This is a genomic window from Pseudoduganella sp. GCM10020061, assembly GCF_042683405.1.
In the GTDB taxonomy this organism is placed as follows: Bacteria; Pseudomonadota; Gammaproteobacteria; order Burkholderiales; family Burkholderiaceae_D; genus Telluria.
The window spans coordinates 668,146-681,754 of the sequence record NZ_JBHUJS010000003.1 but is presented as its reverse complement, the minus strand read 5'-3'; the positions used below and the strand labels follow the sequence as shown (position 1 = coordinate 681,754).

At 68.1% G+C, this 13,609-nt stretch carries 14 protein-coding genes; 7 read left to right on the top strand and 7 right to left on the bottom strand.

What is annotated here, in order from left to right; all coding sequences use genetic code 11:
• Position 1 precedes the first annotated feature (1 nt).
• Positions 2-1,318, top strand: a complete 1,317-nt coding sequence (locus ACFSQR_RS10420) for an MFS transporter (RefSeq protein WP_377729699.1) — start codon at positions 2-4, stop codon at positions 1,316-1,318.
• On the opposite strand, the gene ACFSQR_RS10415 is transcribed toward ACFSQR_RS10420, so the two are convergent.
• Genes ACFSQR_RS10415 through ACFSQR_RS10400 form a run of 4 tightly spaced genes read right to left on the bottom strand, consistent with a single transcriptional unit; the run spans position 1,216 to position 5,379 of the window.
• Positions 1,216-1,548 carry a hypothetical protein gene (locus ACFSQR_RS10415; RefSeq protein ID WP_377729698.1) on the bottom strand — a complete coding sequence of 111 codons (333 nt, stop codon included), beginning with the start codon at positions 1,546-1,548 and terminating at the stop codon, positions 1,216-1,218. The genes ACFSQR_RS10420 and ACFSQR_RS10415 overlap by 103 nt on opposite strands.
• Positions 1,545-4,052 (bottom strand): cytochrome c oxidase subunit I, encoded by a 2,508-nt coding sequence (ctaD, locus tag ACFSQR_RS10410; protein ID WP_377729697.1) that lies wholly within the window; start codon positions 4,050-4,052, stop codon positions 1,545-1,547. The genes ACFSQR_RS10415 and ctaD overlap by 4 nt, the downstream gene beginning before the upstream one ends.
• Positions 4,049-4,969, bottom strand: coding sequence for a c-type cytochrome (locus ACFSQR_RS10405; protein ID WP_377729696.1), 921 nt, complete (start codon positions 4,967-4,969; stop codon positions 4,049-4,051). The genes ctaD and ACFSQR_RS10405 overlap by 4 nt, the downstream gene beginning before the upstream one ends.
• Positions 4,966-5,379, bottom strand: coding sequence for a c-type cytochrome (locus ACFSQR_RS10400; RefSeq protein ID WP_377729695.1), 414 nt, complete (start codon positions 5,377-5,379; stop codon positions 4,966-4,968). The genes ACFSQR_RS10405 and ACFSQR_RS10400 overlap by 4 nt, the downstream gene beginning before the upstream one ends.
• A 115-nt stretch (positions 5,380-5,494) precedes the next feature.
• Between ACFSQR_RS10400 and ACFSQR_RS10395 the strand changes: the two genes are divergently transcribed.
• Genes ACFSQR_RS10395 through ACFSQR_RS10380 form a run of 4 tightly spaced genes read left to right on the top strand, consistent with a single transcriptional unit; the run spans position 5,495 to position 8,387 of the window.
• Positions 5,495-6,037, top strand: a complete 543-nt coding sequence (locus tag ACFSQR_RS10395; protein WP_377729694.1) for a c-type cytochrome — start codon at positions 5,495-5,497, stop codon at positions 6,035-6,037.
• On the top strand, positions 6,034-6,405 hold the full coding sequence (locus tag ACFSQR_RS10390) for a c-type cytochrome (protein ID WP_377729693.1): 372 nt from the start codon (positions 6,034-6,036) through the stop codon (positions 6,403-6,405). The genes ACFSQR_RS10395 and ACFSQR_RS10390 overlap by 4 nt, the downstream gene beginning before the upstream one ends.
• A gap of 3 nt (positions 6,406-6,408) precedes the next feature.
• Entirely contained in the window at positions 6,409-7,548 is a 1,140-nt protein-coding gene (locus ACFSQR_RS10385; protein WP_377729692.1) for an AI-2E family transporter, read from the top strand.
• On the top strand, positions 7,545-8,387 hold the full coding sequence (locus tag ACFSQR_RS10380) for a fumarylacetoacetate hydrolase family protein (RefSeq protein ID WP_377729691.1): 843 nt from the start codon (positions 7,545-7,547) through the stop codon (positions 8,385-8,387). Before ACFSQR_RS10385 ends, ACFSQR_RS10380 begins: the two co-directional genes overlap by 4 nt.
• Positions 8,388-8,430: 43 nt before the next feature.
• Here the strand turns inward: ACFSQR_RS10380 and ACFSQR_RS10375 are convergent, their stop codons facing one another.
• Positions 8,431-8,865 carry a hypothetical protein gene (locus tag ACFSQR_RS10375; RefSeq protein ID WP_377729690.1) on the bottom strand — a complete coding sequence of 145 codons (435 nt, stop codon included), beginning with the start codon at positions 8,863-8,865 and terminating at the stop codon, positions 8,431-8,433.
• 87 nt (positions 8,866-8,952) lie between these two features.
• Positions 8,953-10,290: an aspartate aminotransferase family protein gene (locus ACFSQR_RS10370; protein ID WP_377729689.1), complete on the bottom strand. Its 1,338-nt coding sequence runs from the start codon at positions 10,288-10,290 to the stop codon at positions 8,953-8,955.
• Between the two features lie 109 nt (positions 10,291-10,399).
• Here ACFSQR_RS10370 and ACFSQR_RS10365 point away from each other — a divergent pair, with 109 nt between their 5' ends.
• On the top strand, positions 10,400-10,966 hold the full coding sequence (locus tag ACFSQR_RS10365) for a carboxymuconolactone decarboxylase family protein (protein ID WP_377729688.1): 567 nt from the start codon (positions 10,400-10,402) through the stop codon (positions 10,964-10,966).
• Here ACFSQR_RS10365 and ACFSQR_RS10360 read toward each other — a convergent pair.
• Positions 10,954-12,594: a methyl-accepting chemotaxis protein gene (locus tag ACFSQR_RS10360; RefSeq protein WP_377729687.1), complete on the bottom strand. Its 1,641-nt coding sequence runs from the start codon at positions 12,592-12,594 to the stop codon at positions 10,954-10,956. The two genes, ACFSQR_RS10365 and ACFSQR_RS10360, sit on opposite strands and share 13 nt — an antisense overlap.
• A 192-nt stretch (positions 12,595-12,786) precedes the next feature.
• Between ACFSQR_RS10360 and ACFSQR_RS10355 the strand changes: the two genes are divergently transcribed.
• Positions 12,787-13,608 carry an AraC family transcriptional regulator gene (locus ACFSQR_RS10355; protein WP_377729686.1) on the top strand — a complete coding sequence of 274 codons (822 nt, stop codon included), beginning with the start codon at positions 12,787-12,789 and terminating at the stop codon, positions 13,606-13,608.
• Position 13,609: the final 1 nt, after the last annotated feature.

Sequence of the window (13,609 nt, the reverse complement as noted above, 5' to 3'; positions counted from 1 at the left end):
CATGCCGCCACTGCACACGGCGCGCATGTCCGGCGCGGCCGTGTTCTGCCAGGTGTTCCTGCCTTACGCGCTGGGACACTTCCTGTCCACGCTGCTGCGCAACGTGAACGCGGTGCTGGCGCCGCAGCTGGCGCAGGCCGCGTCGCTCAGCCCCGGCGAACTGGGCCTGCTCACCAGCGCATTCTTCTGCGCGTTCGCGCTGGCCCAGCTGCCGGTCGGGATCGCGCTGGACCGCTTCGGACCGCGCCGGGTGCAGGCCGCGCTGCTGCTGCTGGCGGCACTGGCCTGCGTGCTGTTCGCGCAGGCCGGCACGCTGGCAGGCATGGCCGCCGCGCGCTTCCTGCTCGGCCTCGGGCTGGGCGGCTGCTTCATGGCGGCGGTGAAGGCGATGGCGGCTTGGGCGCCGCCCGCGCGCATGCCCTCGATCAGCGGCTACCTGATCGCCGCCGGCGGGCTGGGCTCCGCCGCGGCCACGCTGCCGGTGCGATCGGCGCTGGAGCACACCGACTGGCGCGGCGTGTTCCTTGGCCTGGGGCTGATCGTCGCCATGGCCGCGCTGGTGGTGTGGGCGGTGGCGCCGCGCGATGCGGGGCGCGCCGCAGCGGGGCCGCGCGTCGCGCTGGCCGACGTGTACCGCGATCCGGCGTTCCGCCGCACCGCCTCGCTGGTACTGGTGCCGCACACGGTGTTCTTCGGCGTGCAGGGACTGTGGATCGGGCGCTGGCTGTCCGATGCGGGGCGCATGCCGGAAGGAACGGTGGCCTACCTGCTCTACCTGTCGATGGCGGCCGTGATCTTCGGCGCCATCGCGGTTGGCATGATCACGGAGTGGGCCGCGAAGCGCGGGATCGCACCGCTGGAGGTCGCGGCGGCCGGCGTCGCGCTGTTCATCGGCGTGCAGGTGGCGATCGCCGTCACTCCGGGCATCGGCTTCAGCCAGCTGGCGGTGCTGTTTACCCTGGTCGGCACCATCACCGGCATCGAATATTCGATCGTTGCGCAGAGCATGCCGGCTACGCTGACCGGGCGCGCGTCCACCTGCCTGAACCTGCTGATCTTCGTGGGCGCGTTCCTGGTGCAGCTGGGCTTTGGCCTGGTCGTCGACTGCTGGGACAGCGATGCCACCGGGCGCTACCCGGCGGTCGCCTACCAGGTGGCTTTCGCCGCCTGTATCGCGCTGCAGCTGCCCGGCCTGGCGCTGTATGCGTGGCGGCGCTACCTGCAGCCGTCCAGCACCAGCAGCGGCAGCGAGGTCCAGGCGATGCCCGCCAGCGCGAGCACGGCGCTGCCGGCCAGCGCCCAGTCCAGCAGCCCCTGAGGCGGTTCGCCGCGCAGCCGCCGCAGTTCGCGCCACAGGAGGTATGCGGCGCCCGCCAGCGCCAGGGCGGAGATGCCGGCCAGGACGGGCTGCGCGTACGGGGTCCAGGCGTCGCGCAGGCACAGCGCGCCCACCGCGACGTAGCATAGCGACCAGTGCCCGGCCCACAGCCACAGCGGAACGGTGGCGCGCAGGCTGCGGCGGGTGACGGCGTCCTGGATGTCCATCATTCCATCACCATCGGCACGGTGTAGATTGCGGCCGCCGCCAGCAGGCCCTGCAGCGTGGTGTAGTGCCACACCAGCGCCACGTTGTCGAGAATGGCGCGGTTGCACGGCCCGAGGCGACCGGCCCAGGCGCGTGCGGCAAGGAAGGGCGCCATCAGCGCCAGCGCGACGATGTGCAGGCCCTGGTAGGACGAGATGGCGGCAATAGCGGCGCTCCAGGCTTGCGCTGTCGGATCGAGTCCGGACAGGCGGAGGCCATTCAGTTCGGCGCCGAAGGACGCCAGCGCGCACGCCAGCGCTGCGAGCACAAGCCAGGGCAGCCAGCGCCGCGCCAGCGAGCGGCGCGCCAGCGCGATGAGAACCGAGCCTGCCACGAGCAGGCCCGACGCCAGCAGCGGCCACAGCGGCGGGGCCAGCGCGGCGCCGGGCGGCGGGCACACGTCCAGCCGCATCGACACATGGATGTAGGTGAACACGAACGATGCGAAGATGGTCGCGTCCACCGCCAGCATCACGATGGTGGCCCACCACGACATCGCCGCAGGACCGGCCGCGCCCACAGGCAGCGTGACGCGGTCGCTGATGAACACGCGCGGCAGCGGCGGCGGCTGGTCCGACTCCCACAGCCAGGCCATCACGGCTGCCACGGCCGTGATTCCGCAGATCCACGCCAGCACCGTCATCTTCACCGTCAGCAGCAGGAAGAAGCCGGCCGTGCCGAAGGCGGCGACCAGCGGCAGCCAGCTGTCGCCCGGCAGGATCATCAGGTAGCGCAGCTGCGCGGAGACGGCGCTGGTGATCAGCGTTTCGCGGCGTCCGGTCGGCGTTCCCGGCAGCCAGTGGCGGCCCTGGTGCACCTCTTCGGTCAGGCGCGGATGGTCCCACAGCGGATCGTCGGAATCGATTTGCGGAACACTGCGCGTCGCATGGTCCTCCGAGGGGAGCCATTCGAGCGTCGGGGCGTTCCACGGATTGCCCGGTTCCTGCGCCGGCTTCATCTGGCTGCGCACCGCGTCGACGATGAACAGCAGCACCCCGGATGCCAGGACGAAGGCGCCCACGGTCGACAGCATGTTGAGCAGGTTCCAGCCCAGGTCCGGCGCGTAGGTGTAGACGCGGCGCGGCATGCCCAGCAGGCCGCTGATGTGCATCGGGAAGAACGCCAGGTTGAACCCGCCGAACATCAGGCCGAACACCCAGCGCGCGGTGCGCTCGGACAGGCGCTGGCCTTTGAGCAGCGGCATCCAGTAGTACATCGCGGCGAACACCGGGAACACCATCCCGCCGATCAGCACGTAGTGCAGGTGCGCGACGATGAAGTAGGTGTCGTGGACCTGCCAGTCGAACGGCACCACCGCCACCATCACGCCGGTCAGCCCGCCCAGCACGAAGATGAACATGAAGCCGAGCAGGAACAGCGTGGGTGCGTTGACGGTCACCTTGCCGCGCCACAGGGTCGCGATCCACGCGAATACCTGGATCGCCGTGGGCACCGCCACTGCCATGCTGGCCGCCGACACCAGGCTCGATTCGAGCACCCCCAGTCCCGCCGTGAACATGTGGTGCGCCCACAGCGCAAAGCTGAACATGCCCACGCCGACCAGCGCCACGATCACCGCGCGCTTGCCGACCAGCGGCGTGCCGGCGATCGTGGGAATCATCGTCGAGACCATGCCCGCGGCCGGGAGGAAAATGATGTACACCTCCGGGTGGCCGAAGAACCAGAACAGGTGCTGCCACAGCACCGGGTCGCCGCCGCGTTCGGCAATGAAGAACGGCCAGTCGAACGCGCGCTCCATTTCCAGGAGCGCCGTGCCCGCGATGATGGCGGGGAAGGCGAACACGATCATCAGCGCCACCACCAGCATGGCCCAGGCGAACACCGGCATGCGCGAAAGCGTCATGCCGGGTGCGCGGGTGAACAGGATGCCGACGATCAGCTCGATCGCGCCGGCGATGGCGGAGATCTCGATGAAGCCGATCCCCAGCAGCCAGAAGTCCGCGTTCAGCCCTGGCGAATACTCCTTGCCGGTGAGGGGCGGGTACATGAACCAGCCGCCGTCCGGGGCCAGCCCGAAGAACAGGGTGCAGAAGAAGGCCAGGCCTCCGAATGCGTAGGCCCAGTACGCATACGCCGACAGGCGCGGGAAGGGAAGGTCGCGCGCGCCCAGCATGTTCGGCAGCAGGTACACGGCGATCGCTTCGACCACGGGAATCGCGAACAGGAACATCATCACGGTGCCGTGCATCGTGAACACCTGGTTATAGGCGCCGGCGGACAGCAGGCCATTTTCCGGCACCGCCAGTTGCAGCCGCATCAGCAGTCCCAGAACGCCCGCCAGCACGAAGAACAGCAGCGCGGTGCCGATGTAGAGCAGGCCGATGTTGGTGTTGTTGACGGTCTTGAAGAAGCGCCAGCCCTTGGGCGTCTTCCACGCCGCCTCCAGCCGGCGCAGCTCGTCGGCCGGGCGCGGGAGGCTGCTGGGAAGGGCGTGGTGGTGGCTCATTTGAGGTGCTCGAGGTAACTGGCCAGCGCGCGCAGCGTTTCGCCATCCATGCCCGAGGCAGCGGGCATGCGCGCGCCGGGCTTGGTGGCCTGCGGATCGGCGATCCAGCCCCCCAGCGTGCCGCGGTGGTTGCGCAGGGTGCCGGCCGCGATGTGCAGGCGGCTGCCCACATGAGTCAGGTCCGGCCCCAGGCTGGTCGGGGCGGTCACGCCGCGGATCGTGTGACAGGCGCCGCAGCGCTGGTCGATGAAGGCCTGGCGGCCGCGCGCCAGGAAGGCGCCGGCCGGCTCGGCGGCTGGCCGCGCCTGCGCCGCGAGCCAGGCATCGAAGCGCGCCGGCTCATGTGCCACCACGTGCAGCGCCATCTTCGCGTGCTGCTCGCCGCAGTATTCCGCGCACTGGGCGCGGTACACGCCGGGCTGGTCAGCGCGCAGCGACAGCCCAGTCATGCGCCCGGGGATCATGTCCACCTTGCCGGCCAGCGCCGGAATCCACAGGCTGTGGATCACGTCGGTGCTGGCCAGCCCGATGTAGACCCGGCGCCCAACCGGGACATGGATCTCGTTGGCCAGCACGATGTCCGCGCCGCTCTCGCTGTCGCGGTAGCGCACCTCCCACCACCACATCTTGCCGGTCACCGAGATGTGCAGCGCGCCGGCGGAAGTCTGTGGCACCAGCTGTGCGCTGCGCCAGGTGCTGTACGCCAGCAGCACGGTCAGCACCGCGACCGGGAATGCCACGCCGGCCAGTGCGATCCAGCGCATCGGCCGCACCGGACCGGGCGCTCGCCTGAGCGCCACGAGCGTCAGCACCATCACGAACACCAGGATCAGCGCCCCGCCCGCAGTCATGACCCAGTTCAGCTGGCTGATGATGGCGGCATCCGGACCGGCCGGGTGGAGGACCGATTGGCTCATTCAAGCGAGTACAGGTAGGCGGCCATGTGGCGCGCTTCGTCTTCGGACAGGCCGAGCGAGGGCATGGTGGTGCCGGGGGCCATGGCGGGCGGATCGATCAGCCAGCGCACCAGGTTGGCGGGCTGGTTGGGGATGTGGCCTGCGATGTAGCTGCGCCGGCCAAACGCGTCGAGCGGCGGACCCGCAGTGCCGCTGGCGGCGGCGACGCCGGGGATCGCGTGGCATGCCCCGCACTGGTACTGCGATACCAGCGCCTTGCCGCGCGCCGCGTCGCCGCCGGGGACGCGCAGCGGCGCGATCTCGTCGCGGCATCCCGCCAGCAGCACCAGCGGCAGCCCGATAGCGCACGCCAGGGCGAGCGTGAAGGCCCCTTTGCCGGTGTCCTGCCTGCTGCCGAAATAGCCGCGCACGTTTGATCCTGTGAAACCCCGTTGGATATATATAATACAAGAAACAACAATATCATTTTTCTAACGGAACGCGCCCAGGAAGTCCCCCCACCACCGACAGGAGCTGATCCTACCGATGCCTTCGAGCCGCACGCGCCTGATCCTCAAGACCGCAGCCGCCACCCTGGTGCTGGCGGGGCTGGCGTCGCTGCTGGCGGGCGCCGCGCTGGTGTGGAGCGGCTGGTACAACGTGGGCAGCACGTCGCAGCATTTCCAGGTGGTGCACACCGTGCTGGAAAAGGCGATGCACCACTCCGTCAGTCATCATGCGCGCGGGATCGTGGCGCCGCAGCTTGGCGCGGCGCACGTCCGGCGCGGGGCTGCCGTCTTCATCGCCAACTGCCAGCAGTGCCATGGTGGGCCCGGCGTGTCGCCTGAGGATTTCGGCAAGAGCATCCAGCCCGTTCCCGGCCCGCTGGTCGATGCGGCGCGGCGCTGGAAACCGAACGAGTTGTACTGGATTACGCGCCACGGCATCAAGATGACCGGCATGCCGGGCTGGGAATTCCACCTGTCGGACCAGGACCTGTGGAGCGTGGTCGCGTTCATGCAGCAGCTGCCGCGCCTGACACCGCAGGATTACGCGGCCTACGCGGCCCTGCAGGGAGAGGGGCGGTGAGCGCGCGCGCCGCTTGCGCCGCCGTCCTGGCGCTGGCCGCCCTGCTGGCGGCATGCGGCCGCAGCGGCGCCAGCGCGGGCGGCGTGGAAGGCGACCCGGCGCGCGGCAGGATCGCGCTCGCGCAGTACGGCTGCCAGTCCTGCCACATGATCAAGGGCGTGACGGGACCGCGGGTTTACGTCGGTCCCTCGCTCGAAGAGTTCGCACAGCGCAAATTCATCGCGGGGCGGATACCCAACAACCACGCCAACCTGGTGCGCTGGATCCGCAACCCGCAGGAATTCGATCCGCCCACCGCCATGCCGGCGCTCGACGTGACGCAGCAGGATGCATCCGACATGGCCGCCTATCTCCTGACCGGACAATAATTCATGACCGAAGACACCCGCGCCCCTGACGACACCGAGCAACCGCGCAGCGCGCGGAATGCGCCCGGCTCCGGTTCCGAGCGCAGCTTCCTGCACCGGGTCGCGCTGGTGGACGGGCTGGCCGTCATCTTCCTGCTGGCGCTGGCCGCGCTCTGGTATGCCTCGCATGCACTGCTGCTGATCTTTGCCTGCATCCTGTTCGCCATCCTGCTGTACGAAGCCAGCCAGCGCGTGCGCAAGCTGGTGCCGATGCGCAGGCCGTTCGCGCTGGCGCTGGTGGTGGTCCTGCTGGCCGGGATCATCGGCGGCGGCGCATACCTGATGGCGCCGCAAATCAGCGATCAGGCGCACCAGCTGTCCACGGCCATTCCGGAGACGCTCGACCAGTTGCACGAGAAAGCGGCCAAGAACCCTGCCCTGAAAGCCATCCTCGGCGAACTGCCCAGCACCGAGCAGCTGAAAAAGTCGGTGGGCGACCTGCTGCCGCGCGCCGGGCTGTTCTTCTCCGGCGTGCTGGGTGCGCTCGGCAACACGGTGATCATCATTTTCGTCGGGATTTACTTCGCGCTGCAGCCCTTCCTGTACATCGACGGCATCGTCACGCTGGTCCCCAAGCGCAAGCGCGCCCGCGCCCGCGAGGTGCTGGACGAAATCGGCCTCACGCTGGCGCGCTGGATGTTCGGGAAGTTCTTCTCGATGGTGGTGGTCGGCATCGCCACCGCCACCGGCCTGACGCTGCTTGACGTGCCTCTGGCGCTAATCCTCGGGATCATCGCGGGCCTGCTGGACTTCATTCCCTACCTCGGCCCGCTGATGGCCGGCGTGCCCGCGGTGCTGATCGCGCTGTCGATCAGCCCCGAACTGGCGCTCTCGGTCGTCCTCCTGTTCGTGGGGATCCAGATGATGGAGGGCTACCTGCTCGAACCGCTGGTGACCAGGAAGATGGTGTCCCTGCCGCCGGCGCTGACGATCATCATGCAGGTCCTGATGGGCGCCTTCTTCGGCCTGGCCGGGGTGGCGCTGGCGACGCCGCTCACCGCCATGCTCGCAGTGCTGGTCAGCATGCTGTACGTGCAGGACCTCCTGGGCGACAATGTGCGCACGCCGGTTGAGGCGAACGAATCCAACAAGAAGGACGCATGAAACTATTACGCTATGGCCGCCCCGGCAAAGAGAAGCCGGGACTGTTCGACGACGAGGGCCGCATCCGCGACCTGTCCGGCATCATCCCCGACATCGACCCCGGGCAACTGAACGACAAGGCACTGCGCAAGCTCGCCAGGATCGATCCCGCGACACTGCCTGCGGTGCGCGGCAATCCGCGCATCGGCGTGCCGGTTTCGCGGGTCGGAAAATTCATCGGCGTGGGCCTGAACTATGCCGACCACGCGGCCGAAACCGGCGCGCAGGTGCCGAAGGAGCCGATCATCTTCCTCAAGGCGACCACCTGCCTGAACGGACCGGACGACCCCATCGTGCTGCCGCCGGGTTCCAGGCGCACCGACTTCGAAGTGGAGCTGGGCGTCGTCATCGGCACCCGCGCCAAGCACGTGGACGAAGCGGACGCGATGAAGTACGTGGCGGGCTTCTGCGTCGTGAACGATGTCTCCGAGCGCGAGTACCAGAAGGAGCGCGGCGGCGGCCAGTGGACCAAGGGTAAAGGCTGCGACACCTTCGGCCCGGTCGGCCCGTGGCTGGTGACGCGCGACGAGATGTGGGACATGGACGACCTGGACCTGTACCTCGACGTCAACGGCAAGCGCATGCAGACCGGGAACACCGGCACCATGATCTTCAAGGTGCCGTTCCTGGTGAGCTACATCTCGCAGTTCATGACGCTGGAGCCGGGCGACATCATCGCCACCGGCACGCCGCCGGGCGTGGGCATGGCGCGCACGCCGCCGCGCTTCCTCAAGCGCGGCGACAAGCTCCGCCTCGGCATCCCCGGCCTCGGCGAGCAGCAATCCGAAGTCGTGGCATAGGAAGGGGGACGGTCCCAGCGGGGACCGTCCCCAACGCCCGGCTCTAGCGCGGGCAGGCTTGCTTCTTCAGGGTCAGCAAGATGCCAGGTTCGCCGACTTCCACTGCCCTGGCAGCTCCGCCCCTTGGGCCATATCCCTGGAGCGAGTTCGTGTCGCCATACGTGTAGGTAATCAGCCTGGGTTGACGTTGGGTGAGATCGAACAGTGCAATCTTCAGCAATTCGGCGGGCGCCCTGTCGGGAAATGCCTTCTCGAACGCCCGGTTCTTCTCTTCCGGTGCCGGTTCGATCTGTAGTCCCAGTTCAAATCCATTGGGGAGCTTGACCGGCCGTACTTCCCCCGGGACGACGTCCCATCGCATCAGTTCGGATTTTCCGCTTGATACGGTCACCGACTGCACATCGCAAGCAGCCTGCGCAAACGGCACACCGATGGCGGTACTCGAGATCAAAGCAATAATGCGAAGCGCGCGTGTCATACATGCCCCCGAAGAGATTGGCGATCGCCCCAGTCTACCAGCGCCCCGTAACGGGAAAACTCCCGGATTGTCACGACAGTCGCCCGCTCATGCGCCAGCTGGCTCGCAAACAGCCGCGTCGATCGCGTCGACCAGCCGCGACACGATCTCATCCAGGTCCGCCTCGGTCGCGATGAAGGGCGGGGCCAGCAGCACATGGTCGCCGCTCTCGCCATCGATGGTGCCTCCCATCGGATACACCATCAATCCGTTCTCCAGCGCACGCGCCTTGATCGCGGCGTGCAGCTTGCGCGACGGCGGGAAGGGACGACGAGTGGCGCGGTCCTCGACCAGCTCCACGCCGGCCAGCAGCCCGCGGCCGCGCACGTCGCCCACAAACTCGTGGCTGGCCAGCGCCTCCCTTAACGCGCGCTGCAGGTAGGCGCCACGCGCCTGCACCTGCGCCAGCAGGTCCTGCTGCTCCAGCACCTTCTGCACCGCCAGCGCGGCCGCCGCCGCCACCGGATGCCCGGTGTAGGTGTGCCCGTGCTGGAACACGCCGCTGCGCAGCCGCAGCTGCTCGACCAGCGCGCGCTTCACGATCACCGCGCCCACCGGCTGGTAGCCCGCGCCGAGGCCCTTGGCCACGGTGACGATGTCCGGTTCCACCCCGTCCTGCTCGATCGCATACATGGTGCCGCAGCGGCCCATCCCGCACATGACTTCGTCCGCGATGAACAGGATCCCGTACTTGTCGCACAGTGCCCGCACGCCGCGGAAGTAGCCGGGCGTGGGCGGAATGGCGCCCCCGGTGGCCCCCACTACCGGCTCGGCCACGAAGCCGATCACGTGCGACGGCCCGGCCTGCAGGATGGCCGCCTCCAGTTCGCGCAGCAGCATGGCGGTGTACTGGTCGCGTGTCTGCGTCTCGCTGCGGCCACGGTATTCGTAGCAGGCCGACACCCGGATCACCTCCGGCAGCAGCGGCGCGAACGGCTTGCGCCGCCATTCGTTGCCGCCCACCCCCAGCGCACACAGCGTATTGCCGTGATAGCTCTGGCGGCGCGCGACAAAGCGCGCGCGCTGCGGCTGGCCCGTCTCCAGGTAGTACTGGCGCGCGAACTTGAGCGCCGTCTCGATGGCTTCGGAGCCGCCCGACACCAGGTACACCTCGCTGTCGCCGCCCGGCGCATTGCGGCCGAGCCGCTCGGCCAGTTCCTCGGCCACCTCGGTGGTGAAGAACGAGGTGTGCGCGTACGCGACCTTGTCGAGCTGGCTGCGGATCGCATCGAGCACCGCCGGGTGGGCATGTCCCAGCGAAGACACGGCCGCGCCGCCGGAAGCGTCGATATAGCTGTTTCCGGCGCTGTCCGTGATGCGGATCCCGCTGGCGGAAACCGCCACCGGCGGCGTATGGCGCAGGTTGCGGTGCATGATGCGCGTCATGGTCCCTCCGTCGTGTCATGGTGGAATGCGCACGATACGCGGCCATTTGACGCAGGCTGTTGATCCATATCTTTCCGCATGCAAATATCGTTTCATGCCGAACGACCGCATGCCGCCGATACCTGAACGTGACATGACGCCCGCCCAGCGCGAGGCGGCGCTGGCGGTTGTGCAGGGTCCGCGCGGCGCACTGGTCGGCCCGTTCGTGCCGCTGCTGCGCAGCCCTGAATTGATGGATCGGGTGCAGCAGCTGGGCGCCTACCTGCGCTACCGCAGCGCGATCGGCACGCGCCTGACCGAGCTGGCGATCCTGCTGGTCGCGCGCGAGTGGGACCAGCAGGTGGAGTGGGCCATCCACGCGCCGATCGCCCTGGAGGCCGGCATCGCGCCCCATGTGGTGGACGCAATCGCCAACTGGACGCGTCCGCACCAGCTCTACCCGGACGAGCAGGCGGTGTACGACTTCTCGCTCGAGCTGCTGGTGAACAAGCGCGTCTCGGACGCGACCTGGGCGCGCGCGCTGGCGCAGTTCGGCGAGCAGGGCGTGACCGACCTGGTCGGCATCAATGGCTATTACACCCTGCTGGCGATGGTGATGAATGCGGCCCGCACCCCGGCGCCGCCGGGCGACGCGCTCCCGCTGCCGGGGGCGGACGACTACGTTCAGCGCGGGTAGGAGGGCGCGGCAAGGCGGGTTCGCGCCGCTGGCCGTGCTTTGGGCGCCGGCCTGCGCAGGCCCGCTTCTGCGCCGGCGTGGGTGTCGAGCCGGAAGGTGCTGACCAGGCTGGCCAGGTGCTGCGCCTGCTCCTGCATGCTTTGCGCCGCCGACGCCGATTCGTCCACCAGCGCCGCGTTCTGCTGGGTGTTCTCATCCATGTGGGCGATGGCGCTGTTGATCTGGCTGATGCCGGCCGTCTGTTCGCGGCTGGCCGCGGCGATTTCCTGCATGATGTCGTTGACCCCGCGAATGCTGTGCAGGATGTCGTCCATCGTGCGCCCGGCCTGGTCGACCAGCGCGCTGCCCGATTCGACCTTGCCGACCGATTCCTCGATCAGGCCCTTGATCTCCCTGGCGGCGGCAGCCGAACGCTGGGCGAGATTGCGCACTTCGGTCGCGACCACAGCGAATCCGCGTCCCTGTTCGCCCGCGCGCGCCGCTTCCACCGCGGCGTTCAGGGCCAGGATATTGGTCTGGAATGCGATGCCGTCGATGACACCGATGATCTCCGAAATCTTCCGCGCGGAGGCATTGATCGCCCCCATCGTATCGACCACTTGGGACACCACCTGCCCGCCCTTGACCGCAACCGCCGACGCGGCCGAGGCCAGGTCGTTGGCCTGCTGGGCATTGTCCGCGTTCCCGCGCACCGTGGCGGTCATTTCCACCATCGAGGACGAGGTCTGCTCGAGCGCGCTGGCCTGCTGCTCGGTTCGCGCGGAAAGGTCCAGGTTCCCGCTGGCGATCTGGCCCGAGCCGGCGGCGATCGTGTCCGCACCGGAGCGGATCTGCGCCACGATGCCGGCCAGGCTGTCGCGCATTTCCCGCATCGCGGCGATGACGCTGGCCGTGTCGCCTTCGCGCGCCGGGATGGCCACGGTCAGGTCGCCGGTGGCGATCCGGCTCGCGATATGGCGCACCTGGTCCGGTTCCCCGCCCAGCTGCTTGAGCAGGCCGCGCGTGATCAGCACCGCGACAGCCGCGCCAATCCCGATCGCGATGGCGGAGATCGCAAGGACCAGCAGGCGCGATTGCTCGGTCGATCGTTCCAGCGCCTGGCGCTCGCTTTCCACCGATTGCTCTACCGCCTTGATGACCATGTCGATCTCGGCGACGATCTTGCGGCGCAAGGGGCTGCATTCCTCGACCAGGAAGCGGCCGAATTCCGCCATGTTCCCGGCTTCCCGGTACTGGCGCGGACGCGTGAGCTCCTGCGCCATCTGGAGCAGGTCCTTGCGTGCGATGACGAAATTGGGATCGCCTTCGAGCAGGGGCACCAGGCGCTCGAGCGCCGCCAGGTAGATGGCCTTCTGCTCGTCCAGCAGGCGCAGCTCGTTCCTGGCGTCCGCCTCGCTGGTGAAGATGAAGGCGTTGCGCGCTGCCAGGCCGGTCTGGCCCAGCGCTTCGCGCATCACGTACAGCTGGTCGAGTTTCGCGGTGCGCGACCAGTGCTGATGCCTGAGCTGGTCCTGCGTCAACCGGGTCTGCACGATCGACACGGCGCTGAGGATGGCAAGAAGGGCAATGACCAGGCCGAAGCCGACCATGAGCTTGGTACCGATTCGCATGTTCGAAAAGAGGGTCACGATTCGCATCCGGGAAAATGCAGCGCCAGGTACTTGATGGACAGGTACCCGGCGGCGTCGGTTGAGGGGGTGTGCTGCAAATAGCACATGATTTGTTACTTGACGGAAATGATACGTCAACTATGTCGTAGAATTCGTTACAGAACTGGCGAATGCATACGCATTCGTACGAACTTGATACGCGACCATCCTATGGATACTCTACTTACCCTGTTGCCGCGCTTTGGATTCAGCACGTCCGTGTTTTATAGGGGCGACTTCTGCGGCCAGAATCAATTCCGGGCCAGCGACGGGGTGGGGCAGCTGCACCTGGTGCGCAAGGGCACGGTGCACATGCTGCACCGGCAAGGTCCGCCACTGCACGTGCTGGAACCGAGCCTGGTGTTCTATCCGCGCGCGTTCGACCACCAGCTGGTGGTGCCGGCCGGCGAGCCGGTTTCGCTACTGTGTGCGAACGTGCGCTTCGCCCATGCCACCCACAACCCGATCGCGCAGGCGCTGCCCGATGTGATGTGCGTGCCGCTCGCGGGGGCGGACGGGCTGTCGGCCACCCTGGAGCTCCTGATGGCGGAGGAGGCGGCCGACGACATCGGCAAGGAATTGATCGTCGATGGCCTGTGCGGCGTGCTGGTGGTGCACCTGATACGCCACGCCTGGAAGGCGAACATGATCAGCAAGGGCGTGCTCGCGGGCCTGTCGGACCTCCAGCTCGCGCCCGTCTTGTCCGCGCTGCACGCCGATCCGGGACGCCCATGGCCGCTGCAGGACATGGCCGCCCTCGCGCGCATGTCGCGCACGACGTTCATCAACCGCTTCCGCGACGTGGTGGGGATGGCCCCGGCCAGGTACCTGACCGGGTGGCGCATGAACCTGGCCAGGAGCCTGCTGCTGGAGGGCCGCTCGGTCAAGGAAGTCGCCCTGACCGTCGGCTACCGGCATCAGCCCGCGTTCAGCAAGGCGTTTTCGTCCTGGTGCGGGATGGCGCCGACGGAGTGGCTCAGGCAGCCGTCCTGAT